The sequence below is a fragment of the Rhodoferax sp. genome, assembly GCF_044236835.1.
GTDB lineage: Bacteria > Pseudomonadota > Gammaproteobacteria > Burkholderiales > Burkholderiaceae_C > Allorhodoferax.
The window spans coordinates 63115-88111 of the sequence record NZ_JBIIGC010000012.1 but is presented as its reverse complement, the minus strand read 5'-3'; the positions used below and the strand labels follow the sequence as shown (position 1 = coordinate 88111).

Sequence of the window (24997 nt, the reverse complement as noted above, 5' to 3'; positions counted from 1 at the left end):
AGTGCCGCCCAAAAGCTTCGGCAGGTTTCCCCGACTAAAGAGGCGCATAAGCAGATAGCGCTCACCCAAGTATGAATGCGCACAGCCTGTGAGGAAGATGAGTACAGCGGCGATGAGAAGCATTTCGGAATGGCGGTCGTGATTTACGCCGTTTATACAGCCCAACGAGGATGCTGACCATACCGCACTGCTTGCGCCAAACGCGCTTGCGGCAGTCGCGGGTCCGCGGTGCGCTGCCAGTTATCTATCTGGCTCATGGTCGATTACTCTGGCGTGCGAACGTCACCATCATCACCAGGGGCAGATAGCGCCTGCCGCTCCATTTCTTCGTCAGAGAGCTCCGGCGCTTGGCGCAGAGCAATGAATTCTTCCATGAACTCGTCCGTGGGCTCTTGCCCCTCCACAAGCACCTGCTGGATAGTTTGGCGCTCTGGTTTCGCATCCTGCGCCAGGGTACCGCTCGTCGGCACACCTGAATCGGGCACGGGCGTTTGCGCTTGGTTCGCAAGGCCACCGAGATAGGCAGCGAAATCTCCATCTTTGGGGACATTCGTGTCTGGCATTCGAATAGACCTCCGCGACGTGTTGGAAGGGGGTTAAGGTGCGCATTTTCCGGCAAGCAACAAACGCCCGAAGCCGGCAATCTACTTTTGCGTGTCCGTACCGAGCAAAGTGCGAGTCTCCCGCAGATGTACTTGTCGTGCTCTCACGTCGGGCGTAGCTGATCTGCCAACGAGCGAGTCTTCTCTGTCACCGTATCGCCGGTATGAAGCGTGGTCTTCTTTTCAATGAGCAGGATGTGGCACTCTTGCTCTGCAATTGGGTTGTGACGAACGCCCTTGGGAACCACGAACATCTCGCCCTCCCCGAGTTCAACAGTCCGATCTTCCATCTCGATTTTCAGATGCCCTTTGAGGACCAGAAAAAGTTCATCCTCATTTTGGTGGCTGTGCCATGCCAATGAACCGCTGACTTTGGCCACCTTGATGTACGAATCATCGACTTCAGCGATGACCCGCGGTGACCAAAATTCAGAAAGAGATGCTGCGATTTGCTTTGGCGTTATGGGCATAGATGGAACTTTGTTTCAACGGATTAACCTAGACCGCAAGCTGCCACGGGTGGCACCACGCCGTAGCGCGTCGACTATAGCGCCGGGTTAGGTGTCGTCACGGACACGCACATACATGACACTGTCGATGAGTTCTCCGTCTTTGAAGACGCTTTTGCGAAGTACCGATTCCCGGTAGAACCCTGCCTTCTCCAGCACCCGCATGGACGCCGGGTTCCAAGCTAGCACGGGGGCTTGCAGGCGAACGACCGGTAATGAACGATCGGCATGCGCCACCATAGCCTGCGCTGCAGCCGTAGCGACGCCTTGACCCCAATATGCGCGTCCAAGCCAGTAACCCAACTGACCTGTTTTCTGCTCGGTTCCAGTACCTGCGATGATCCCAATGCCGTCGGCGACTGCGCCGTTTACTTCAATACATAGGTGAATGCTTGGATAGCAGTTCGACGCGAAGTCGACCCAGGAAGCGGCGTCGTCTTCGGTATACGGGTGAGGAAAACCAGACAACAGGTTGCGCCAGACAGCCCTATCGTTGCCCTGTATCACGAGCTCCCGCTTGTCTTTGGCATTCCACAGACGGAGTACCGCGGAACCTAGAGTGGTTGGGATACGCATGGGTTGTGCCGTCGACGTCTATTGAGCCCGCATGAAGATTCCACTCGCATCGCGCCGATGGGCCACAGGGGTTACCCCGCAAACTTCTCTCGCACCGCCCGAAACGCCTCCATGTACTGCGCATGCCCGGTCTCTCGGAATGCCATTTTGAGCGCGTCGTTGATGTAGGCGGTATGGGGTTCTTCGCGAAAACGGCTGGTGGACCACCCGAACTCGAAGCTGTTGGCAGTTACCGAGCGGAACTCGGGGTGCAGGCACAACAGCAGCGAGGCCAGGCGCTCGGAGATGAAGACCTTGCGGTGGGCGTTCTCGCCGTAGGTGGTGTTGAAGTTGAGCGCCGCATGCAGCGGGTGCGCGCTGTCTTCGGCGACGACAAACAGCGCCTCGGTGAGGCCGAGCCAGAGGCGCCAAAACGCGGGGCGGGCCACGAAATAGTTGGAGAAAACCACTTGGCGGGAGTCCATGACGATGTGCTCCAACGGCACCTCCAGGCCTTGGGTGCGCAAGAAATCTTTGGTGACTTGCAGGCAGCCGGCATCGAACAACTCAGCTTGCTCAAACACATTCAAGAAGTACGCGCCCATGTCGGGTTGCGGCGAGAACAGTGCCACATCCACCGGGCCTTTAGCCAGCGCGGCGCGGATGAACTCGCGCACGCCATCCGGCCCCATCTGCGTTTTGTAGACAAACTTGGGCGAGAAAAAGCCGTAGAAGGCGTTTTCGTCCAGGGTGTGGCTGCGCAGGTGGTTGCGGATGGGCCAGAACTCGTACCAGTCGGGCCGGGCGTTGGCCAGGTTGTCTAGCACCAGAAAACCTTCGGCCTGCACTTGCGCAAGGGTTTCTGGGTTGTAGGCAATGCCGTAGAGGTGGATGTCGGGCGTCATGCCGGTGGATGCTACTTGGGTTCGCGAACCGCCTCGTTCAGTCCTTTGGTGACCGGCCACGCCAGGTAGGACATGATGGAGCGCTCCCCCACCACGACCTCGGCATTGAGCGTCATGCCCGGGAGCAGCCGGGACGACTCCATCATGTTTTTGAGCCCGCCGACCTCGAGCGTCAGGCGGCTGAGGTAGTAGGCGTCAGCGGCGCCCGGCGCGCCGGGGTTGCGCTTGAAGGCGTCCTGACTGATGGTACGCACGGTGGCATCCAAGGTGCCATGGCGCTGGAAGGGAAACGCATCCAACTTGACGTGCACCGGGTGGCCCAGCTTGATATAGCCGACGTCAGCAGAGTCGATTTCTACCTCGGCTTCCAGGACCGTGTTGAGTGGCACCAGCGTAAAGAATGTTTCTGCCGCCTGCACCACCGAGCCCGGTGAGAGCTTGGCAATCTCCAGCACCACCGCGTCCTGCGGCGCCAGCAGGGTGACCAACTGGCTGCGCTTGTCGGCCTTTTGCAGCTGCTGCTGCAAAGCGTCGCGCTCGCGGGTAACGGTCAGCAACTCTTCCATGGAGCGCTGCCGCCAGTTCTTCTCAAACGCCAGCTTTTCAGCCTCTAGCGACGCGAGTTCGCGGCGGATTTCTTGTTCGCGGTTGCGGGCGAGCTCCAGATCGCGCTGCACTTCTTGGCTGCGCTGCTGGGCTTCGAGCAGTTGCAAGGGGGCGGCGTACTTTTGTGCCACCATTTTTTCCTGCATGGTCTCGATCTCTTTGATCGAGCGCAGACGCGAGAGCACCAGCTGCTGGTCGTTGCGGTTGGTGGCCAAAGCAGCGCGCAGCTTGGACAGGTTTTCTGACAGCCGCAGCTGCTGCGCGCGGTAACTGGCGCGGCGCTCGCGCAGGAGTTCGGCCTGCAGTTTTTCATCTGCGTTGTTGGGCACCTTGGCCAATTCGGCGTCGCCGGCCAGCTCGGCGCGCAAGCCGCCAATTTGCGTCTCCAGGCTCTGTAAGCGCGCTTGGAGCTGTGTCTCATCGGCCTGCACAAAGGTGGCATCGAGCACCGCCAACGTGTCGCCCTGCTTAACCACTTGGCCCACCCGCACCTCGACGCTTTTGACAATCGCGGTCTCCAGCGGTTGCACCACCACGTTGGGCAGCGGGTTGACCAACCGACCCCGCGCCACCACCACCTGGTCGACCTGCGACAGCACCGCCCACAGCAAGAACACGACCAGTGCCAGCACCAGCACCTGCAGCGTGAGTTGGGCGTAGCGCGGCACCGGGCTGCGCTCGATCTCGTCGGCGTCCGGCAGGTACTCAACAATCGTCTTGCCCGGCTTTGCAGCGCCGGGGGTGCGGCGGAAAAAGCGCTTCATAGGTGGCTGGTCTGCTGGTTCCACAGATGCTGGTAGGTTTCAGAGCGGGTCAGCAACTCGGCGTGGCTGCCTTGGTCCACCAGGCGGCCTTGCTGCATCACCAAAATGGAGTGCGCGTTGACCAGCGTGGACAGGCGGTGCGAGATCATGATGACGGTGCGCCCCACCGCAATGCGCGAGAGGTTCTGGATGAAGATGGCCTCGCTCTCCGGGTCCAGCGCACTGGCGGCTTCGTCGAGGATCAGGATGCGCGGCTTGGTCAGCAAAGATCGCGCAATCGACAAGCGCTGCTTTTGGCCACCCGAGAGGTTGGCGGCGTTTTCCTCCAGCATGGTGTTGTAGCCCTGCGGCATGCGCTCAATGAACTCGGAGGCACCAGCCGCGTCGGCAGCGGCCACGATTTCTTCAAAGGTGGCCTCGGGCCGGGCGACAGAGATGTTGTCGCGCACCGTGCCGCGGAACAAAAAGTTTTCTTGCAGCACCACGCCAATCTGGCGGCGCAGGTGGGCCAGTTCGATCTCGCGGGCGTCGGTGCGGTCGAACCGCACAATGCCTTCTTGCACTGGGTACAGGCCCTGGATCAGCTTGGTCAGCGTGGTCTTGCCCGAGCCGCTGCGCCCCACAATGCCCACAATCTTGCCTGCCGGAATCGTGAAGCTGGCGCGGTCCAGCGCCGCATTGCTGGCACCAGGGTAGCGAAAGGTGACTTGGTCGAACGAAATCTGGCCCGCCAGGTCGGGGCGCAGCCCGCCGGCCGTGGCGCGTCCTTCGGAGGGGCGGTTCATCACCTCGCCCAGCATCTTGATCGACAGCGCAGTCTCCTGGTACTCATTGACCAGGCCCACAATCGAAATCAGCGGCGCGGTGACCCGGCTGGTCAGCATCTGAAACCCAATGAGCGCGCCCACTGTCATGGTCTGGTCAAACACCTGTTGCGCGCCCAGCACGATGATGACCACCGGCAGCAGCTTGCCCAAAAAGTCGGTGATGGCGTTGCCGGTGATGGCCAGCGTGCCCACCCGAAAGTGCATGTTGATGGACTGCGCCGAGCGCTGGTCCCACAGGCGGCGCTGCGTCGGCTCGATGGCCAGCGCCTTCACGGTACGCATGCCATGAATGGTTTCCACCATCATCGACTGGCGTTCGCCCTCTGCCTGGTAAAGGTCTTGCAGGCGGCGCTGGAAAGTCGGCACCATGGCCGCCACGATGCCAGCAATCACCACCGTGAACGCCAAAGTGATCAAGGCCAGTGGCACCGAATAGGCAAACAGAATCGGTAGAAAAATCAGCAAGGAGGTGGCGTCGAGCAAGGTGAAGAACATGCGCCCGGTCAGGAATGCGCGGATCTTTTCCACCTGCTGCATATGCCGCGTGATGACGCCTGCGGTGGTGGTCTCGAAGTAGTCGATGGGCAGCGAAAGCAAGTGCGCAAAGGTGCGCCGGGTCAGGCGCATGTCGATCTTGTTGGTGGCTGACATGGTCAAGATCTGCCGCAGGTAGCCAAACAGCGAATCAAACACCAGGGCAATCACTATGCCAATGGCCAGTACCCACAGCGTAGACAGGCTTTGGTGCACCAGCACCTTGTCGATCACCAACTGAAAAAAGATGGGCGAGGCCAGGGCCAGTACGTGCATCGCAAGCGCGGCAATCGCGATGTCGCGCAGGGCTGACTTTTGCTTGAGGATCTCCGGGATGAACCAGCGAAAACCGAAGGGTTGCGCGTCCTGTGGCAAGTCAAACAGGCGCTTCATCAAGAAGACCTCGCCGTTCCACAGTGTGCAAAAGGTGGTGCGGGTGATCGTCAGGGGTACGGCGGCCTTGTCGGCCAGCGGATTGAGCACAGTGACGCGGCCGTCGTCGTCGGCTGTGGCGGACATCACGATGACGCAATTGCCGTCGGTCATACGCGCCATCAGCGGAAACACGCCACCTTGCGCGACCAAGGTGTCCCAGGTCAGGATGTCGAGCTTGGCCTTGAGGCCGATGTCAGCGGCCATGCGCAACACCGTCGCAGGTGCTGGCTCTTGCGCGGCCAACGCGTAGTCCTCAATCAACCGCTCGGGGTTGATGGGCAGGCGGTGGTGTTGCGCAAGTGCAGCCAGACACTGGACGGTGGTGTGCGGAAATCTTTCTGCCATGGTGCTCGGGTTTCACGGATGAACACCACGATTGCACCATGGGCTACCAAGCCCAAACCTGCAATAAGGCGGACGAAGTCCGCCCTATTGCCTGCGCAGAACCCGCGCGCCGACGGCGCACGGGTCTACTAGGCAAGCTTAGACGCCCGGCGGTTTCAGGCCCGACGCACTGGCCAACAGGTCTTGCTGTGCCGGCTTGAGCTGGGCCGCTGCGCCTTGCGTGCCATTCAAAGGCGGCACCGCTGGTGCAGCAGGCTTTTGCAGGTTGCCGTTGGCATCGAACTGCTGCATGGCGTTGACCATGCCACTGACCGCTATCGCCACCGGCGAGGGTGCTGCACCCGACTGCGACAGAGCCGTCGCACCGCCGCCCGATGGATCGGCTGCGGCGTACGAGGTCAGGGCCTGCGCCATGGTGCTGACTTGGCTGCGCAGGTCGGATGCCACGGGCGCAGGGGGCGGCGGGCACACGGTCACTACATCGGTCAACACCGGGCACACCTGCACCACATCGGTCAACACCGGCGGTGCTTGGTTGGCGTCAGCCACAAACCAGACGTCGGCCGCCTCGTGGGTCACGCCATCTTCGGTTTGGTAAGTCGAGGTCAGGCCAATGAGGTTGCCGTTGTCCTTGATCAGTTCCACATCAGCTTGGGCGCTGATGCTGGCAATGCCCAGGGATTGCAGCGACTTCAGTTCGCCACCATCGGTGTTGCCGTCGGAGTTGGCATCCACCCAAACCTTCAGCTCGGTAAAGGCTGCGTCGTTCGCGTCGATGACGCCGTCGCCGTTGTCGTCGAGTTCGCGCAGGGCCGCATAGCCGTCGGCGGCGTTACTGCCGTCGCGCAGTCGGGTGGCTGTACCAAACAACTCGGTGCCGTCGTTGATGCTGCCGTCGCCGCTGCGGTCGAGCACCAGCAAGCCGTCACCGCTGCTGACCCAGCCGGTCTGCACTTCCTTGCCAGTGGCAAACAAGTCGAAGGTGGTGCCCTCAGCGATGCTGCGGGTGCTCACGCCGTTGCCATCGAGGTCCAGCACGATGGGGCTGCCCAGCTTGAGGGCGCCGGTGGCACCGTTGGACACCGAGAACGCGCCGATCTGCGCGGTGGTCAGCGACTCCACTTGGCCGGTCGTCAGGGCACCGGCCTGGCTGGAGGTAAAGGCACCAATCTGGCTGGTGGTCAGCGCCACCAAATTGGCGGTGCTCAGCGCAATCACCTGGCTGGTTTTGAGGGCCGCGATGTCGGTGGTCTCAAACGCAACGATCTGGCTCGTGCCCAGCGCGTTGAGGTTGGTCGTGGTCAGCGCCGCCACTTGCGCGGTGGTGAGGGCCACGATCTGGCTGGTCCGCAATGCCACTGCCTGCGCGCTCGTGAGGGCAGCAATATCGGCGGTGGTAATGGCCTGAATCTGCGTGGTGGTGAGCGCCGCCACATTGGTGGTGGACAAGGCACTGATCTGGCTGGTCTTGAGCGCCGCGATGTCAGCTGTCTCAATAGCCACCGCCTGGGCGGTGGTCAATGCACCCAGCTGTGCGCTGGTCAGGGAAGCCACCTGTGCCGTAGTCAGGGCCACCACCTGCGCGGTGGTCAGTGCGGCCACATTGGCGGTGCTGATGGCCACCACTTGGCTGGTCTTCAGTGCAGCAATATCAACCGTCTCGATGGCCACCGTCTGTGCAGTACGCAGCGCACCCACCTGGTCCGTGGTGAGTGCCGCCACCTGCGCAGTTTTCAGTGCCACGACCTGCGCCGTGGTCAAGGCGACCAGCTGCGCTGTTGTGAGCGCCGCCACATCCCCCGTCGTGACCGCCTGGATCTGGTTGGTAGTCAGTGCCGCCACATTGGCGGTCGACAAGGCACCAATCTGGCTGGTGCGAATGGCCGCAATGTCCGCCGTCTCAATCGCCACCGCTTGCGCAGTGGTCAGGGCCGCAAGCTGTGCCGTGGTGAGTGCCGCCACCTGCGTGGTGGTCAGTGCTGCAATCTGGGCAGTGGTCAGGGCAGCCACATTGGCGGTGCTGATAGCAACCACCTGGCTGGTCCTGAGCGCGGCAATGTCAGCCGTCTCGATCGCCACCACTTGCGCAGTCCGAAGTGCTGCCAGTTGGTCGGTCGTCAATGCAGCCATTTGCGCAGTGGTCAGTGCTGCAATTTGCGCAGTGGTCAGGGCCGCCACATTGGCGGTGCTGATGGCCACCACCTGGCTGGTCCTGAGCGCAGCAATATCGGTGGTCTCAATCGCCACGGTTTGCGCAGTGCTGAGCACGCCCACCTGGGTGGTGGTCAGCGCCGCCACTTGCGCGGTCTTGAGCGCTACCACTTGCGCGGTGCGCAATGCGGCAATCTGGCCGGTCGTCAACGCCGCCACATCCCCGGTGGTGATCGCCTGGACCTGATCGGTGGTCAGTGCCGCCACGTTGGCGGTCGACAGGGCGCCAATCTGGCTGGTGCGGATGGCCGCAATGTCCGCCGTCTCAATCGCCACGGCCTGGGCAGTGGTCAACGCGCCAAGTTGGGTCGTGGTGAGCGCAGCCACCTGCGTGGTGGTCAGGGCCGCAATCTGGGCAGTGGTCAGGGCCGCCACATTGGCGGTGCTGATGGCCACCACCTGGCTGGTCCTGAGGGCAGCAATATCGGTGGTCTCAATCGCCACGGTTTGCGCGGTGCTGAGCACGCCCACCTGGGTGGTGGTCAGTGCCGCTACTTGCGCGGTCCGGAGTGCCACCACTTGGTCGGTGCGCAATGCGGCCACTTGGGCAGTTGTCAGTGCCGCCACATCCCCCGTCGTGACCGCCTGGATCTGGTTGGTAGTCAGTGCCGCCACGTTGGCGGTCGACAAGGCACCAATCTGGCTGGTGCGAATGGCGGCAATGTCCGCCGTCTCAATGGCCACCGCTTGCGCAGTGGTCAGGGCCGCAAGCTGTGCCGTGGTGAGTGCCGCCACCTGCGTGGTGGTCAGTGCTGCAATCTGGGCAGTGGTCAGGGCAGCCACATTGGCGGTGCTGATAGCAACCACCTGGCTGGTCCTGAGCGCGGCAATGTCAGCCGTCTCGATCGCCACCACTTGCGCAGTCCGAAGTGCTGCCAGTTGGTCGGTCGTCAATGCAGCCATTTGCGCAGTGGTCAGTGCTGCAATTTGCGCAGTGGTCAGGGCCGCCACATTGGCGGTGCTGATGGCCACCACCTGGCTGGTCCTGAGCGCAGCAATATCGGTGGTCTCAATCGCCACGGTTTGCGCAGTGCTGAGCACGCCCACCTGGGTGGTGGTCAGCGCCGCCACTTGCGCGGTCTTGAGCGCTACCACTTGCGCGGTGCGCAATGCGGCAATCTGGCCGGTCGTCAACGCCGCCACATCCCCGGTGGTGATCGCCTGGACCTGATCGGTGGTCAGTGCCGCCACGTTGGCGGTCGACAGGGCGCCAATCTGGCTGGTGCGGATGGCCGCAATGTCCGCCGTCTCAATCGCCACGGCCTGGGCAGTGGTCAGGGCAGCGATCTGTGCCGTGGTGAGCACCGCGACTTGGCCGGTGGTCAGCGCCGCGATCTGGGCAGTCCGCAGCGCTGCGATGTCTTGTGTGCTGATGGCAACAATCTGCGAGGTCCGCAGTGCCGCAATATCTACCGTCTCAAGCGCCGAGGCCTGGGCGGTGCTCAGCACCGACACACCGGCGGTGTTCAAAGCCTGCGCCTGCCCCGTGGTCAAGGCAACCACTTGGTTGGTGGTCAGGGCAGCCACCTGCGCGGTGCTCAGCGCTGCCACGTTGCTGGTGCTGACCGCCTGGATCTGGTTGGTGGTCAGTGCGGCCACATTGGCGGTCGACAGGGCGCCAATCTGGCTGGTGCGAATGGCAGCAATGTCGGTCGTCTCAATGGCCACCGTCTGCGCGGTGGTCAGGGCCGCAATCTGGGCGGTGGTCAGACCCGCCACTTGGGCGGTCGTCAGCGCTGCAACCTGTGCGGTAGTCAAGGCTGCCACATTGGCGGTGCTGATGGCCACCACTTGGCTGGTCTTGAGGGCCGCGATGTCAGTGGTCTCGATGGCCACGGTTTGCGCCGTACTGAGCACGCCCACCTGGGTCGTGGTCAATGCCGCTACCTGGCCGGTCTTGAGTGCCACGACTTGCGCGGTCGTCAGCGCCGCCACTTGGGCAGTCGTAAGCGCCGCCACGTTTCCGGTGGTGACCGCCTGGATCTGGTTGGTGGTCAGTGCGGCCAGGTTGGCGGTCGACAAGGAACCAATCTGGCTGGTGCGAATGGCGGCAATGTCGGTCGTCTCAATGGCCACCGTCTGCGCTGTCGTCAGGGCCGCAATCTGGGCGGTGGTCAGACCCGCCACTTGGGCGGTCGTCAGCGCTGCAACCTGTGCGGTAGTCAAGGCTGCCACATTGGCGGTGCTGATGGCCACCACTTGGCTGGTCTTGAGGGCCGCGATGTCAGTGGTCTCGATGGCCACGGTTTGCGCCGTACTGAGCACGCCCACCTGGGTCGTGGTCAATGCCGCTACCTGGCCGGTCTTGAGTGCCACCACTTGCGCGGTCGTCAGCGCCGCCACTTGGGCAGTTGTGAGCGCCGCCACGTTTCCGGTGGTGACCGCCTGGATCTGGTTGGTGGTCAGTGCCGCCACATTGGCGGTCGACAAGGAACCAATCTGGCTGGTGCGAATGGCGGCAATGTCTGCCGTCTCAATGGCCACCGTCTGCGCTGTGGTCAGGGCCGCAATCTGGGCGGTGGTCAAAGCCGCAATCTGGGCGGTGGTCAGAGCCGCAATCTGGGCGGTGGTCAGGGCCGCGATGTTGGCAGTGCTGATGGCCACCACCTGGCTGGTCCTGAGCGCAGCAATATCAGTGGTCTCAATCGCCACGGCCTGGGCAGAGGTCAATGCGCCGATCTGTGCACTGTTCAGGGACGCTACTTGCGCCGTGGTCAGTGCGGCAATTTGGGCGGTTCGCAGCGCCGCGATACCTTGCGTGCTGATAGCCACCACCTGCGCAGTCCGCAGTGCTGCAATGTCTACCGTTTCAAATGCTGTCGCCTGGGCGGTGCTCAGCGCCGATATACCGGCCGTATTCAGGGCCAGCGCCTGTCCTGTGGTCAAGGCAACCACCTGGTTGGTGGTCAGGGCAGCCACCTGCGCGGTGGTCAGCGCTGCCACATTGCTGGTGCTGACCGCCTGGATTTGGTTGGTGGTGAGCACCGCCACGTTCGTGGTGGAGAGCGCCCTGATCTGGCTGGTCCTGAGGGCAGCAATGTCAGCTGTCTCAATAGCCACTGTCTGCGCGGTCGTTAGCGCTGCAATCTGCGCCGTGGTCAGCGTTGCCGCCTGCCCGGTGGTCAGCGCCTGGATTTGGGCGGTGGTCAGGGCAGCCACATTGCCGGTAGAGAGGGCCTGAACCTGGCTGGTCTTGAGGGCCGCCACATCGGCAGTCTCGATCGCAGCGGCCTGCGCGGTGCTGAGCACCGCCACATTGGAAGTCGTAATTGCAGCCACCTGACCCGTGGTCAGGGCCACCACCTGGGCGGTGGTCAACGCAGCCGTCTGGCCGGTGGTGAGCGCGGCTACGTTGCCGGTGCTGAGCGCTTGAATCTGGCTGGTGGTGAGTGCTGCCACATTGGCGGTGGACAGCGCTTGAATCTGGGTGGTTCTCAGGGCCGCCACATCGGCGGTCTCGATGGCTGCAGCTTGTCGGGTTGTGAGCGCTGCAATCTGCGCCGTAGTGAGCACAGCCGCCTGCCCGGTGGTCAGCGCCTGGATTTGGGCGGTGGTCAGGGCAGCCACATTGCCGGTAGAGAGGGCCTGAACCTGGCTGGTCTTGAGGGCCGCCACATCGGCAGTCTCGATCGCAGCGGCCTGCGCGGTGCTGAGCACCGCCACATTGGAAGTCGTAATTGCAGCCACCTGACCCGTGGTCAGGGCCACCACCTGGGCGGTGGTCAACGCAGCCGTCTGGCCGGTGGTGAGCGCGGCTACGTTGCCGGTGCTGACCGCTTGAATCTGGCTGGTGGTGAGTGCTGCCACATTGGCGGTGGACAGCGCTTGAATCTGGGTGGTTCTGAGGGCCGAGATGTCAGCCGCTTCGATGGCAACCGCTTGGCTGGTGGTCAGCGCGGCAATCTGGGCGGTGGTCAGGGCGGCCGCCTGGCGGGTGGTCAGGGCCACGATCTGGGCGGTGGTTAGCGCCACCGTCTGTTGCGTGCCCAATGCAGCGAGATCTGCGGTTTCAAGGGCGGCGACTTGTTCTGTGCGCAGGGCGACGATGTCCTCGGTGCCCAGCGCTTGCATGCTGCGCGTGGTGAAGGCCTGAATCTGGGCGGTCGTAAACGCCCGAATTTGGGCGGTCGACAGGGCAACAATGTCTTCTGTTGTAAGAGCAGCGACTTGCGCGGTGGTCAACGCAGCAATTTGCGCTGTGGTTAATCCGCCTAGATTGCTAGCCATATTCAAATCCTTAGAACTTTATGTTCGATGTACCCACGCACCCGCCCATAGCGGGCCTGCCCGACAGGCACCAATGCGCGCACTTCGAGCCTTCTTGATCATCGGCACAGGTTCATGAACCTTGAGAGAAATCTTTTCTTCTCTCAGGCAGCTCAAGTAACCAGGCAAGAATGACCAGTTGCCATACTACCCAAGGCCGCCTCCGATAAATTCACGAAAAACGCTTGATTTTCCATGCAGCCGCGCGCCTAAGGGCCTCGGCAACTGCGGGGCCGCTGTTTATACCAGCACAGCGGGCCGCATTCACCTTGGCCGAAGCCTCGCCGTTCTCGGCGGCGATGGCGAACCATTTGTGGGCCTCAATCGGATCCTGCACCAAGCCCTCGCCGGTGGCGTACAGCAAGCCCAAACGCGCTTGAGCCTGCGCCAACCCGAGGTGCGCCGCACGCAGCAGATACCCCAATGACTCCTCCATATCCTGGACCACGCCGGTGCCTCTGGCGGTAACCAAAGCCAGGTTGTACAGCGCCTCGGGGTCGTCTTGCGCTGCCGCTTTGTGCCACCAAAGTGCCGCCTGCGTGGGGTTGTCTGCCAGCGCGTACAGCGCTCCCAGATTGGACTGTGCCGCCGCAAAGCCCTGCTCGGCGGCGCGCTGGCACCACATAAATGCGAGCTTGAGATCCCGCGCGACGCCCGGCGCGCCGCTGGCGTACACCGCACCCAAGTTCCATTGCGCCCGCGCGTCGCCCATCGTCGCCGCCTTTTGCAACCATTCCCATGCGCGGGTGAAATCTGCGGCTACACCAAGGCCTTTGTGCAAGGCCACCCCGATTGCAGCCATGGCCGCCGGCAACGACTGCTGCGCTGCCTTCTCATACCAGAAGAATGCTTTGGACAGATTCTTATCCACGCCTTGTCCGCGCTCATGGTGCTGGGCGAGCAGGTACTGCGCCTGTGCCTGACCCTGCTGGGCGGCGGCCTCCAGGCAGGCCAGGGCAGCTGCCGCGGCATCGGTTGGCAGGCGCGTGCCAAGTTGCAGCATCGCCTGCGCTTGGCCTTGCTGCGCTGCGCGCAGGTTCCAGGCCAGGCCGTCCAGCGGCCGGGGGGCGCCCAGTGTGCCTTCACAGTACAGCCGACCCAGCGCGCACTGGGCCGCCGGGTCGCCTTGGGTGGCTGCTTTTTCGTACCACTGCAGCGCCTGCGGGTCGCGGGCTTGCTCGTGCAATGCGCCCAAGGCGCACTGCGCCTGCGCATGGTTTTGGGCGGCGGCCTGGCCCAACCAGTGGGCCGCCAGCGCGGGGTCGCGCTCCAGCCCGATGCCGTGGGCGTACATCCAGCCCAATTGGTATTTGGCATCGGCGTTGCCGTTTTCAGCGGCGGTACTCCAGCGGGTTTGGGCGCGGCGGCGCTCCTGGCCCCCTGCACGGCGGCGGTTGGGCGTGGTTGCGGTCTGCTCGCGCTCGCCGCCTAAGCGGGCAATGGCGGAATAGGCCGCCACATGGTCCTGGGCGGCAGCGCGGCGGTACCAGTCCAAAGCCAGAGCCAAATCGCGCTGAACGCCGTTGCCCTGCGCATAGTGTTCGGCCAACGCATGCTGGGCTGCAGCCAAGCCTTGCTCAGCTGCCATCCGGCACCAATGCAATGCAGCTACTGTGTCCTGGGTTACGCCAATGCCCTCGGCATAGGCCTGCGACAAGGCCAGTTGCGCGCTGGCCAGACCGGATTCGGCAGCGGCCCGGGTCAACTCGGCGGCCTGCGCCAGGTGGGGCCGCGCATACAGCTGCCCCAAGCGCCATTGCGCTTTGGCATGACCCTGCTCTGCGGCCTTGGCCAGCCACACGACGGCCTGATGTTCGCTTTGCGCAACACCGGTTCCACTGGCATAGCGGGTACCCAACAGATACTGTGCCGCGGCCAGGCCGCGCTGGGCCGCCTGCGCCACCCAGTGCATCGCCTGCTCGATGTTGGGCTCCACCCCCACGCCGTTGGCGTACATCAGCCCCAGCTCGTACTGCGCATCTGCCATGCCAATGCGGGCGGACTTCAGGGTTTGCCTGAACAAGCGCTTTTGCGGATCGGCGTTGGGGGCCATTTAAGCGCCCCCGCCCAGGGCTTTGTACAACTGCGCTGCGGTTTCCAGCTGCGCCCTGCGAATCTGGGCCGAGGTCAACTGGGCAACCAGTAGCTCGCGCTGGCCATCGAGCACTTCCAGATAGCCGGTCAGGCCAACGCGGCTGCGGGCCATCGCAATATCCAGGCGGCGCTGCTGGGCCTGTTCGCCGATGTTGGCAGACCGCATTTGCTTGGCCAGGGCAGCTCGGGCCGACAGCAGGTCCGCCACTTCCCTAAAGGCCAGCTGAATGGTCTTCTCATAGTCCGCCACCGCAGCGACTTTGCGTGCTTGGGCGATATCTTGGTTTGCGTCCCGACGTCCGCCGTCAAAGAGCGGCAAGGTCAGTGTGGGCACAAAGTTCCAGGCCGCGTTCTGTAGCAATGTCGACAGGCCCTGGCTGGCCAGGCCCACGCCGCTAGTGAGCAAAACCCGAGGCAAGAACGCGGCGCGCGCAGCCTCGATGTTGGCCTGGGCTGCCAGCAAGCGCTGCTCGGCGGCCATCACATCTGGGCGCAGCAACAGCACCTCACCGGGTACGCCGGCCACCAGCACCGAGTCCACCCCTTGCTGCTCCAGGTCCCAGCCGGCAGGCAGGTTCTTGGGCACTTCACCCAGCAGGTAGTGCAGGCGGTTGGTGGTCGTGGTCCATTGGTGGGCGATGGCGTCCACGCTGGCGCGGGCGGACTCCATGGCGGCCTGGGTTTGGGCCACCTCGAAGTCGTAGGAGCCACCCAGGTCCCGGCCCCGGCTGACGACCGCAAAACTCTGTTCACGCAACTCCAGCGTGTCGCGCGCCAGGCGGGACCATTCCTCCAGTTGCAATTGGGTGAAGTAGGTGTTGGCCACCTCAGCCACCAGCGAGAGTTCGAACGCGCGCTGGGCCTCCTGGGTGGCCAAAAAGGTGCTCTTGGCGGCGTCGTTCAAACTGGCCAGCCGACCCCAAAAATCCATCTCGTAGGCCACGGTGTTGAGCGAAACGTCAAAGCGCCGGTTAATGGACGGTGTACCCGAGCTCAGCAGGGCGCCCGGGCTACCACTGAGCGTTGCCCCGCCCTGTAGATTGATGGAGGGCAGGCGCTCGGCAGCGGCCAAATCCACCTGCGCACGCGCCTCCTGCACCCTTGCGGCGGCAATGCGCAGGTCGCGGTTGTTGTTCAGTGCGATCCCGATGAGCGCCTGCAGCCGGGGGTCCGGGAAGTAGGTTTTCCAGTGCACCTTGCCAGCGCCATCGGGCTGGACCTGCCCCAGTGCAGCGGGCCATTGGGTGGGCACCGGCAAATCAGGACGCACGTAGGGCGCTGGCTTCGCACATCCCGCCAGCAAGACCACTACGCCCAACCACAGTGCTTTATTCAACATACCCCAAACCCATATGTGCCGACCGAGGGGTCCGCACCGAATGCCCGCGAGTCTAGTGTTGGACCCCCCTGTGCAAACCGCAGAGTTGGCGGACGAAACCGGCCTACTTCGGGGCGCGGCCTGGCTGTGCGGCGGTTTCCAATCACGTCTGGCGCACGGTACGATGCCCACCATCCCGGAACGCGACACGAGACAGCCCTTCATGGACACACAGGCAGGCAAACCAGCACAGTTCGGACACACCATCACCCAGGCCTGGCAAGGCAGCATGGACTTTGCCGCGCTGCTGGACCAAGCCGCCCAGCTGGAGGCCGAAGGCGCTGGCCACTTGGCTGCGGTGCTCTACCAGACCTGGCTGTCCCGCAACACCTCGCCATACGCCCACGCAGCCTACTTCAATTACGCATTGGTACTGTCCAACGCGGGCGATCTTTCTGGCGCCGAGGGCGCGTACCGCAAGGCCATCGAGATTTACCCCGCGTTTGTGCAACCCCGACTCAACCTGGGCATGCTCTACGAGCGTATGGGGCAGATCGATAGCGCACTGGACCAATGGCGCTGGGTGGCAGAACACACCGACCCTGCCGTGGCCGACCAATCGCCGCTGTTGGTGATGGCGCTCAACCACCTGGGCAGGGTGCTGGAAACCCGCAAGCAACTCGCCGACGCCAGCCGTTACCTGGCCCGCAGCCTGGAGATCAACCCGCATCAAAGCGACGCGCTACACCACTGGGTGCACCTGCAGCAAAAGCAATGCATCTGGCCGGTGTACGCAACGCTGCCCGGCGTGAGCCTGCAGGCGATGCAGCAGGCCACCTCGGCGCTGGCCATGCTGAGCATCTCCGACGACCCCCAGGCGCAGCTGGATGCAGCGCGGCGATTTGTCGAGAAGAAAGTGCAATCGGCGGTGCCGCAGCTGTCAGCGCCGCGCAACTACGGGCACCGTCGCTTGCGAATCGGCTACGTGTCCTCGGACTTTTGCCTGCACCCGGTTTCCATGCTGATGGCCGAGTTGTTCGAGCTGCACGACCGCAGCCGCTTTGAGGTGTACGGCTACTGCTGGAGCCCCGAAGACGGCTCGGCGCTGCGCCAGCGGGTGATCGCCTCGATGGACCACTTTCGGCGCATCCACGACCTGGGTGACTACGACGCGGCCCAGCGCATCCGCGCCGACGAAATCGACGTCCTGGTTGACCTGCAAGGCCAGACCTCAGGGGCCCGCGCCAACTTGCTGGCCTACCGGCCTGCACCCATCCAAATCACCTATCTGGGTCTGCCAGCCACCACGGGCCTGCCGTCGATCGACTATGTGATTGCCGACCGCTTCCTGATTCCCGAGTCGGCAGCGCGCTGGTACTCTGAAAAGCCGCTGTACTTGCCCGACATTTACCAGGTGAGTGACCGCAAACGCACCGTGGGAGCGCGCCCCAGCCGCTTTGACTGCGGACTGCCCGAAGACGCGTTCGTGTTTTGCTCGCTGAACAACAACTTCAAGTACACGCCGGAAGTGTTTGCGGTGTGGATGAACATCTTGAAGCGCACCCCCAACAGCGTGCTGTGGCTGCTGGCCGACAACCCCTGGGCGCAAACAAACTTGTGCGCTGCAGCCCAGGCCCATGGGGTCGATGCTGCTCGGCTGGTGTTTGCCGGGCGGGTGCTGCCACCCGACTACTTGGCGCGTTACGCCTGCGCCGATCTGTTTTTGGACACCTTCCCCTTCAATGCCGGCACCACCGCCAACGACGCGCTGTGGATGGGCTTGCCGCTCCTGACCTTGTGCGGGCGCAGCTTTGCCGCCCGCATGGCCGGGGCGCTGCTGACTGCAGCCGACCTGCCTGAGCTCATTTGCTACGACCTGAAAAGCTACGAAGAAAAAGCGGTGGCGCTGGCCCAGCAACCCAGCGAATGTGCGCGCTTGCGCGCGCACCTGCAGACCGTGCGCTCGACTGGCCGGTTGTTCGACACCACCGCGTTTGCGCGCCATTTGGAGTCGGCGCTGGAGGGTTTGGTGCAGGCGCTCTGAAACACCGCAGTTGGATAACCCAGGTAGTCCAGCGCTGGATGCCTGACCCCACGACCTGCATGCCAAACTGAACTAGGCTCAGTGCAGAAATTTCTGCTGTGCCTCGAACTTCTGTTCGCAGTGCGCCAGCCAGGGTTCGGCGAGGTAGCGAATTTGTGCGTCGTTGTGGAGGATGCGGCGCATGATGCGCGACTTTTCCTGGCGCGAGGCCTCGTCCAAGGATTCCACCGAAGCGCGCTGGCGCAGTTGCTCGATGAGCACCGCGCAGGCGCCCTCAAAGCGCACCACGCCGTCCCAGTCTTGCACCCGGGCAGCCTCCAGCATCTTGGCGCTGCTGTCTTCGATGGCTTTGTAGTAGTCGATCAATTGCTGCGTCATACCGAGGCCGGTCTCACACCTGGCGGAGGTATGCCGGGCCCTCCCCTTTGATCTGCTTCCAGCCGCTGGCCACCGGTTCGATCAGCCGCGCCACCTCGTCAAGCGCGTCCACATCGTTGCGCGCATTGGCCTGCACCAGCCGGTGCACACAATAGGTGTAGAGGGCATCGAGGTTGCTGGCAATTTCGCCACCTTTTTCCAGGTCGAGCGGGGCCTTGAGCCCTTCTTCCAGGATGCTGACCGCATTGCCGATTTGCTTGCACTTGGCTGCAACATCGCCGGCCTGCAGGGCCAGCTTGGCGCCGCCGATGGCGCGCTGCAAGGCCTCAAACAGAAGGTTGACCAGCTGGTGCGGGTCGGCCATGTCCACGCTGGCTTCGATGCTGGCGCGCTTGTAGGCGGCGGCGGAGCGGGAGCTAACGGAGGTAAACATGCTGCGAATTCCTTATCTACTGCACTCCATTATCGGCAGCAGGCTGGCAGACTAAAGCGACTCTAGCGCCCAAGGTGCGGCGCGCCCTCCCCTCTAATTCTTGGATTGGTTCCAGGTGGTGACCTGCTGGGCCACGTAGGCATTGAGGGCAGTCAGGCCAGCCATCTTCGCGTCCAGCGCGCTGTACTGCTTGCGCAGCCTGGCCTCGACTGCGGCGGCCCGGTCGTTCACGCGGGTTTGCTCGGCGGTGTTGGTGTCGAGCTTTTTCTGCAAAGCGTCGGCCTTGCTGACCACGCTGCCGCCGGTTGCCAGCGCGCCGCTGGCAAAGTTCTTGAACTTCAGGGCGAAACCGTCGGTGAGGGTATTGCTGTTGTTGGTAACAAAGAGTTTTTGCAGCTCGGTGCCGTTGTTGGCGGCGGTGCTGAAGCGGGCGGTGTTCAGGGCCAGTGTGCCGTCGAGCTGGCGCTCTATGCCTACGTCCGCCAGCCGCGCATAGGCACTGCCGGTGGAGACCGAACCTGCCATGTTGCGCAGCACGCTTTGGATGCCCAACATGGAAGCGTCGCCCTGGAACAGCCCGGGGGTTTTGGTGGCCTGGTCGTACTTGGTCAGTTCCGCCAGGTTGCTGGCCAGCGCGTTGTAGGCGGTGATGAAGTTATTGACATTGCGCACCGCCACCGTCACATCCTCGCTGACTGACAAGGTCACCGACGCACGGCTCTCGGTGCCACCCACGTTGTTGTAGTTGGTGGTGGTGGTGGCCAGCAGGTTGATGGTCACGCCTGGAATGTTGCTGCTCAGCGTGTTCGATGCAGAGGTCACCGCCAGGCCGTTGATGCGGGCTTTGGCGTTTTCTGCGGTCTGCACCTGGTTACCAACCGTGGCGGCTCCGTATGCGCCGGCCGTCGGATCGTAGGCAAAGCGCGACAAGCCGGTGGCGTCGGTGTTGGTGTTGTCCACCTCGGAGGTTTGCACCCGAAAGCCGGCGGCGGCTCCGGTGTCTTTGGAGCGCAGTATCAAACGGTCCTGCGAACCGTCGTTGACTGTGGTGGCCACGACGCCCGCGTTGGCGCTGTTGATCTTGGCGGCCAAGGTGGCCACGGTGTCGGTCGCCAACACGGTGAGCACCACGTCACTGGAACTGCCCGAAGGGATGAAGGTGGGTCGCGCAGCGGCGGCGGCATTGTTAGCCAACACCAGGGCTGCCGCAGTGCTGTCCCGGGTCCCGAGGCGGGTCACGTCGGCGGGGGATAGGGCGGCCTGGGCGGCGTTTTTCGCCGCCAGCGCATCGTCTTCGGCCTGCTGATTGGTGACGGTGGGCGTGTTGGCGGCCACCGCCGCCAGCCAGGCGGTGTTGGCTGCGTCGTAGGTAAGCGCCTCGGCAGAGCCGCCCACAAACGCGCTTTGCGCCGCAGCGGCAGCCGATGCGGCAGCGGCTGCAGCCGCATCGGCGGCGGTGGAGGCGGCAGTGCCGCTCCACGTGCCCAGGCGCAGAGTCATGGTGCCGGCACCCACATTGCTGCCTGCGCTCACGCCCACCGATGTCACGTTTTGCTGCTTAGCCAGTGCATCGACATCCAGAGTGAACGAGGTGGGCGTAGCCGACGATGTCGCGCTGATGGTGGCGGCATTGATGTTGGAGGAGGAGGCGCTGCGTGCGGTCCACGCGGAGCTGGTGGACATGGCCTGCGCCGCGTCGGCCAGCGCGGCGACTTGCGATTTGACTTTGGCGAACTCGGAAATCTGCGCGGACTCGATCTGGGCCCGGTTTTGCAACGCCGTCAGGGGCAGCTTTTCGAGCGACACCAGTTTGGTGATGATGGCTTCGCTGTCGAGCCCGCTGCCAATCCCCAGTGATGAAATCGTTGCCATAGCTGTCTCCTGCGTGGTTTCGCCGCCGGAGTGTCCCACGCTGGTGCGCGGCCGAGCCGCAGAGATGGGCCCGATTTACCCCACAAACGGAAAAACAGCGGGTGCTTGCGCAACCCGCTGTGTTTGGTATCGACCGCCAGGACGGGAACTTGAGGGTTCCCTCCTGGTCGCGCCCCGCCTTTACCGCAACAGGGCCAGCACGCCCTGGGGCAGCTGGTTGGCCTGGGCCACCATCGCTGTGCCAGCCTGCTGCAGGATCTGGGCCCGCGACAGGTTGGAGGTTTCTTGCGCAAAGTCGGCGTCCTGCACCCGTGAACGCGAGGCGCTCAGGTTTTCCGACGTGGTGTTCAGGCTCGAAATCGTGGCCTCGAAACGGGCTTGCAAAGCACCAAACTTGGCACGCTGGCTCGACACCGCGCCAATGGCCGAGTCGACAATGCTCAGGGCACGGGTGGCGGCCTCAACGCTGCCCACATCCAAGGAGTCCACCGTTTGCAGCTGCGACGCATTGGCGGCGTTGATGAAGTACCCGGTCTTGGCCGCACTGGTCGAGGTGGCAGCAGGCACCACGCTGAAGCTGCGGTCGGAATCCAGCGTCAGCGAACCCGTGATGTAGGCCACGCTGGTCAGCGCAAAGGTGCCACCGTCGCCGGCAATGTTGTCCTGGAACGCAGTGCCATTGAGCTTGGTATCGAAGGTATTGGCCGCCAAGGACTTGTTGCGGATCAGGATGTCCTCGCCGCTGGCATTGACCAACAAAATGCCATCGCCCGCGTCGTTGAGTTTGGCGTTCACACCGGTGGATGCCGACTTGCCGTTGATCTCGTTGATGGCAGAGGCCAAACCGTCGGCGTTATTCGACGCACCCGAGGTGAAGCTGATGGTTTCTGCGGTCTTCGTGTTGTTGGACACGATCTCGATCGAGTAGCTGGCGTTGGCTTGGAAGTCGGCCAGTTCGATTTCGGTGCGGGCCGATGCGGTCACACCCGTCAAGTTGGTCTTGGCATTGATAGACGCAGCCACTGTTTTGGCGCTGTCGCCCGCTGCAATGGCGAAGGTGGCCGAACCCAAAGCACCGTCGATGGTGTTGGAGGCTGCCGCAACAATCGAGGAACCTGTGGTAGCAGCCTCTTTGGCGGTGACCAACGAAGTTGCAGCACCGCCTGCAACGATCGATGCGGAGGTGGTCAAGGTGGCGGTTGTGCCCTTGTTCAGGTCGCCCTTGGACACGTTGGCCGTCACGCTGCCTGCCACCACCGAGCCTTGGCGGAAGTTGCCGTACTTGGAGGTCGTGAAGTTGGTGGTCGTGGCCGTGATGGTCTGGTTGGCGTTGGCGCCCACCTGGAAGTCGGCCGAGGTGAAGCTGCCGTCCAGAATGTTTTGGCCGTTGAACTGGGTGGTACCCGCGATGCGGTTGAGTTCTTGGGTCAGCTGTCCAACTTCCTGGTTCAGCGCAGCGCGGTCGGACGCGGAGTTGGTGGCGTTGGCAGATTGCACCGCCAGTTCGCGGATACGCTGCAAGATCGAGCTCGAAGCACCCAGCGCGCCTTCAGCGGTTTGTGACAGCGAGATGCCGTCGTTGGCATTACGTGCTGCTTGGTTGAGGCCGCGAATCTGCGAGGTAAAGCGCTCGGAAATGCTCAGGCCGGCCGCATCGTCCTTGGCGCTGTTGATGCGCAAGCCCGAGGACAGACGCTGGATCGACGTGCTCAGCGACGACTGGCTGGTCGTCAGGTTGCGCTGTGCCGTCAACGAGTTGAGGTTGGTATTGATGGTTTGTGCCATATTGATTGCTCCTGATAAAGACCCACTGAATCCGGCGACATGCCGATCTCAACGCCAGCGCCATGCTGGCCGCCATGACCGGCACCTCTGGAGAGGCCATCCGGACGACAGTTCCATGACAGAACCGTTGGCAAGGTTTTCGGGTGGTTACGCAAAAACTTTAGTGACTTCGCCATCCCAAGGCGCTTAACACCTGGTTTGTGGGCGCAAAACCGGAAAAGCACGGGCTTTTGCCAGCTCCTCCGGGATTTAAGGGTTTACCCCTATCAAGTTTCGCACTGCGGTTTGCAATTGGCGCCGTTTTCCACCGCTTATTGCCTAAACGGGGTTGCCAGCGCTCTCCAGAATCTCCCCCATCGTTACTGGTTGCCTGCACTGGCGCTGGCTTGGAAATCGGCAGCGAAGCCGATTTCATTAACTTAGGAGTTCCGCGATGGCCTCAACTATCAATACCAACATCCAGTCGTTGACTGCGCAGCGCAATCTCGCCGTCTCGCAGGGAGCCATGGCCACCACCATGCAAAGGCTGTCCTCTGGCTTGCGTATCAACAGTGCCAAGGACGACGCCGCCGGGCTGGCGATTTCCGAACGTTTCACCTCGCAGATTCGCGGCGTCAACCAGGCGGCGCGCAACGCCAACGACGGCATCTCCCTGGCCCAGGTGGCCGAGGGTGCGTTGGGCAGCGCATCGAGCATTCTTCAGCGCATTCGCGAACTCGCGGTGCAGTCGGCCAATGCCACCAATTCGGCCTCGGACCGCGCCGCGCTCAACGCCGAGGTCGGGCAACTCACTGCCGAGCTGGACCGGGTGGCGCAGACCACGCAGTTCAACGGCCAGAACATTTTGGACGGCAGCTTCACTGCAGCGACCTTTCAGGTCGGGGCCAACGCCAACCAGACCATCATCGCCACCACGGCCAACTTCAGCACCACCAAGTACGGCAACAACCGCATCGGCTCCATTGTGGCCAGCTCCACCGGTGGTCCCGGCGACCTGGCACTGGGCACGGCAACCACCGGCACCAACCGGGCCGCCGCAGTGGCCTCTGTCGGTGGCTTTGGCGTCAACGACATCAGCGCAGACACCTTGCGCATCAGCGGTGCCACAGGTGCTGCCGATGTGGCAATCGTGGCGGGCGACAACGCCCGCAAGGTGGTGGCTGGCATCAATGCACAGGCCTCCATCACAGGTGTCACCGCCACCGCCAGAACCCAGATCGACATCGACCAATTCACCGCGTCTGGCAGCTATTCCCTCAGCGTGGTGTCCAACAACCCACTGAGCACACCGGTCACGGTGGCTTTCAACATCGGCACCGGCCTGTCTACCGCCGACGATTTGGCCTCTGCGATTTCCGCGTTCAACGACAAGTCTTCGCAAACCGGTGTGACCGCACGCATCAACACCGCAGGCACCGGCATCACCCTGGTCAACGAGACGGGGGCCGACATCGCGCTGCGTAGCGACACCTCGGCTGGCGCATTTGTAGTGGGTCGCATCCCCAACCCGGCGGGCGGCATCGACCTGGTGGCAGGATTGACAGTGGCCGCCGGTGGTGGGCTGGCCCAAGTCACCGGGTCCATTACCATGGACTCCAACAGCAGCTTTGGCATCAGCACCACCAACGGGGCCGCCTCGACATCGGGCACTGCGGCCGTGAGTTTCTTTACCGCCGTTGCCTCTGCCAGCGAGTTGCAACCCGCCTCGGGTCTGGATGTGTCCACGGTGGAGTCCGCCACCCGCTCGCTCTCGGTGGTTGATTCGTCCCTGTCGGTCATCTCGTCGCAGCGGGCCAAGTTCGGGGCCTTGCAATCGCGCTTTGAGAGCACGATCAACAGCCTCAATACCAACGCAGAGAACCTCAGCGCCTCGCGCTCGCGCATCCAGGACGCCGACTTCGCGATGGAAACTGCCAACCTCTCGCGCACCCAAATCCTGCAGCAAGCTGGCACCGCGATGGTGGCGCAGGCCAACCAGCTTCCGCAAAGCGTGCTGCAGCTGCTGCAACGCTAAAGGTTCCAGCCCGCAGAAAGGGCGCGCCTGTAAGACTTTGCCTTACAGGCGCAGACGGCGCACGCTGACAGCCGCATTAGCTGACTTCTGATTTCAGTTTTTGGCTCGCAATTTGACAATTCAGTCCATGGCGATGCAAGGGGATCGCCCACCACACCAGGAGCTGAAGATGCCAAACGACCAAATTCTTGCCGAGATTCGCGAAGCCAACATGACCTACCTGATGTTGGCCCAAAGCCTGATCCGTCGCGACAAGGCCGAAGCCTTGTTTCGCCTGGGCATGTCCGAAGACGCCGCCGACCTGATTGCCGCCCTGTCGCCGGCACAGATCCTGAAAATCTCCTCCGGCAACATGCTGCTGTGCCGCTTCCGGGTGGACGACGACACCGTCTGGAGCCTGCTGACCAACCACTCGACATCCAAAGTCGACAACGACGCCACCGCCCGGCTGCACGCCAGCATTCTGATGGCCGGGCGTTTTGCCGAAACCTTGTAAAACG

Annotated in this window: 16 protein-coding genes; 3 read left to right on the top strand and 13 right to left on the bottom strand. The window is 63.0% G+C overall.

Features of this window, described 5'->3' with window-relative positions; genetic code table 11:
• Positions 1-263: 263 nt before the first annotated feature.
• The 9 genes from ACILRC_RS10040 to ACILRC_RS10000 all read right to left on the bottom strand — a co-directional run bounded on the left by ACILRC_RS10040 (position 264) and on the right by ACILRC_RS10000 (position 15992).
• Entirely contained in the window at positions 264-563 is a 300-nt protein-coding gene (locus ACILRC_RS10040) for a hypothetical protein (RefSeq protein WP_395669229.1), read from the bottom strand.
• 143 nt (positions 564-706) lie between these two features.
• Entirely contained in the window at positions 707-1072 is a 366-nt protein-coding gene (locus ACILRC_RS10035) for a cupin domain-containing protein (RefSeq protein ID WP_395669228.1), read from the bottom strand.
• Positions 1073-1159: 87 nt separating this feature from the next.
• Positions 1160-1687: a GNAT family N-acetyltransferase gene (locus tag ACILRC_RS10030; protein WP_395669227.1), complete on the bottom strand. Its 528-nt coding sequence runs from the start codon at positions 1685-1687 to the stop codon at positions 1160-1162.
• A gap of 71 nt (positions 1688-1758) precedes the next feature.
• On the bottom strand, positions 1759-2571 hold the full coding sequence (locus ACILRC_RS10025) for a hypothetical protein (protein ID WP_395669226.1): 813 nt from the start codon (positions 2569-2571) through the stop codon (positions 1759-1761).
• Positions 2572-2582: 11 nt separating this feature from the next.
• Positions 2583-3941, bottom strand: coding sequence for an HlyD family type I secretion periplasmic adaptor subunit (locus ACILRC_RS10020; RefSeq protein ID WP_395669225.1), 1359 nt, complete (start codon positions 3939-3941; stop codon positions 2583-2585).
• The gene (locus tag ACILRC_RS10015; RefSeq protein ID WP_395669224.1) at positions 3938-6082 is read right to left on the bottom strand and encodes a peptidase domain-containing ABC transporter; all 2145 of its coding nucleotides are present in this window, start codon (positions 6080-6082) and stop codon (positions 3938-3940) included. The genes ACILRC_RS10020 and ACILRC_RS10015 overlap by 4 nt, the downstream gene beginning before the upstream one ends.
• Positions 6083-6220: 138 nt before the next feature.
• Positions 6221-12520 carry a beta strand repeat-containing protein gene (locus tag ACILRC_RS10010; protein ID WP_395669223.1) on the bottom strand — a complete coding sequence of 2100 codons (6300 nt, stop codon included), beginning with the start codon at positions 12518-12520 and terminating at the stop codon, positions 6221-6223.
• Between the two features lie 211 nt (positions 12521-12731).
• Positions 12732-14612 (bottom strand): SEL1-like repeat protein, encoded by a 1881-nt coding sequence (locus tag ACILRC_RS10005; protein WP_395669222.1) that lies wholly within the window; start codon positions 14610-14612, stop codon positions 12732-12734.
• Entirely contained in the window at positions 14613-15992 is a 1380-nt protein-coding gene (locus ACILRC_RS10000) for an efflux transporter outer membrane subunit (protein ID WP_395669221.1), read from the bottom strand.
• Between the two features lie 202 nt (positions 15993-16194).
• On the opposite strand from ACILRC_RS10000, the gene ACILRC_RS09995 reads away from it, so the two are divergent.
• Positions 16195-18015, top strand: a complete 1821-nt coding sequence (locus tag ACILRC_RS09995; protein ID WP_395669220.1) for a tetratricopeptide repeat protein — start codon at positions 16195-16197, stop codon at positions 18013-18015.
• Positions 18016-18093: 78 nt separating this feature from the next.
• Here ACILRC_RS09995 and ACILRC_RS09990 read toward each other — a convergent pair whose 3' ends face one another.
• The 4 genes from ACILRC_RS09990 to ACILRC_RS09975 all read right to left on the bottom strand — a co-directional run bounded on the left by ACILRC_RS09990 (position 18094) and on the right by ACILRC_RS09975 (position 22483).
• The gene (locus ACILRC_RS09990; RefSeq protein WP_395669219.1) at positions 18094-18393 is read right to left on the bottom strand and encodes a flagellar protein FliT; all 300 of its coding nucleotides are present in this window, start codon (positions 18391-18393) and stop codon (positions 18094-18096) included.
• 13 nt (positions 18394-18406) lie between these two features.
• The gene (gene fliS / locus ACILRC_RS09985) at positions 18407-18826 is read right to left on the bottom strand and encodes a flagellar export chaperone FliS (RefSeq protein ID WP_395669218.1); all 420 of its coding nucleotides are present in this window, start codon (positions 18824-18826) and stop codon (positions 18407-18409) included.
• A gap of 93 nt (positions 18827-18919) precedes the next feature.
• On the bottom strand, positions 18920-20698 hold the full coding sequence (gene fliD / locus ACILRC_RS09980) for a flagellar filament capping protein FliD (RefSeq protein WP_395669217.1): 1779 nt from the start codon (positions 20696-20698) through the stop codon (positions 18920-18922).
• Between the two features lie 180 nt (positions 20699-20878).
• Positions 20879-22483: a flagellin gene (locus ACILRC_RS09975; RefSeq protein WP_395669216.1), complete on the bottom strand. Its 1605-nt coding sequence runs from the start codon at positions 22481-22483 to the stop codon at positions 20879-20881.
• A 433-nt stretch (positions 22484-22916) separates the two neighbouring features.
• Here ACILRC_RS09975 and ACILRC_RS09970 point away from each other — a divergent pair, with 433 nt between their 5' ends.
• The gene (locus ACILRC_RS09970) at positions 22917-24497 is read left to right on the top strand and encodes a flagellin (RefSeq protein ID WP_395669215.1); all 1581 of its coding nucleotides are present in this window, start codon (positions 22917-22919) and stop codon (positions 24495-24497) included.
• Positions 24498-24666: 169 nt separating this feature from the next.
• Positions 24667-24993 carry a flagellar transcriptional regulator FlhD gene (flhD, locus tag ACILRC_RS09965; protein WP_395669214.1) on the top strand — a complete coding sequence of 109 codons (327 nt, stop codon included), beginning with the start codon at positions 24667-24669 and terminating at the stop codon, positions 24991-24993.
• Positions 24994-24997: the final 4 nt, after the last annotated feature.